This is a genomic window from Corallococcus sp. 4LFB, assembly GCF_046520365.1.
In the GTDB taxonomy this organism is placed as follows: domain Bacteria; phylum Myxococcota; class Myxococcia; order Myxococcales; family Myxococcaceae; genus Corallococcus; species Corallococcus caeni.
Genome location: NZ_JBKGHJ010001130.1, coordinates 1 through 855 on the forward strand (window position 1 = coordinate 1; position 855 = coordinate 855).

Annotated in this window: 1 protein-coding gene; it reads left to right on the forward strand. The window is 73.3% G+C overall.

All coding sequences use genetic code 11. The features are described from left to right. Nucleotides 1–48: 48 nt before the first annotated feature. Nucleotides 49–855: condensation domain-containing protein (locus ACLEQD_RS44515; protein WP_410391946.1), on the forward strand; the 807-nt coding region annotated here is incomplete at its 3' end.

Genomic DNA, 855 nt, shown 5'->3' on the forward strand with positions numbered 1-855 from the left:
TCGCGCGGCACCTCGACGCGGCCGGCACGTCCGGAGCCGGCGTCCGGGTTGCCGCCCCTGGTGCCGGTGCCGCGCGAGGAGGCCCCGCCGCTGTCCTTCGCCCAGCAGCGGCTGTGGCTGATTGATCAGCTGGAGCCCGGGACGGCCACGTACAACATGCCCGTCGCCCTGCGGCTGTCCGGAGCGCTGGACGTCGAGTCCCTGCGCCGCGGGCTCGAAGCGCTGATGCACCGGCACGAGGCCCTGCGCACCACGTTCCGCGACACGCCCGAAGGCCCCGTGCAGCTCATCGCGCCGCCCTCGGCACTGACGCTGGACCTCACCGACCTGCGCTCCCTGCCGCACGAAGAGCGTCAAGCCGAGGCACGCCACCGCGCCACCGCCGAGGCCCTTCGCCCCTTCGCGCTCACCACCGGCCCCCTGGTGCGCGCGGCCCTCCTGGTCCTGGAGGAGCAGGAGCACCTGCTGCTCCTGACGATCCACCACATCGTGTCCGACGGCTGGTCCCTGGGGGTGCTCGTCCGCGAGGTGGCGGAGCTGTACCGGGCCTTCGCGTCCGGCCAGGCCCCGGCCCTGACGCCGCTGCGCTTGCAGTACGCGGACTATGCCGCGTGGCAGCGCCAGTGGATGCGGGGGGACGCGCTCGAAGCGCAGCTGTCGTACTGGCGTCAGCGGTTGGATCCGCACGCCGTGCTGGAGCTGCCCACGGACCGGCCACGTCAGGCGCAGCCCGATGGCCGGGGGGCTCGTTACGAGTTGCTGTTGCCGCTCCCGCTCGTCCAGCGCCTCAAGCTCGTGGCCCTGCGCGAGGGCCGCACGCTGTTCTCCGTGCTCCTGGCGGCGTTCAACGTCCTG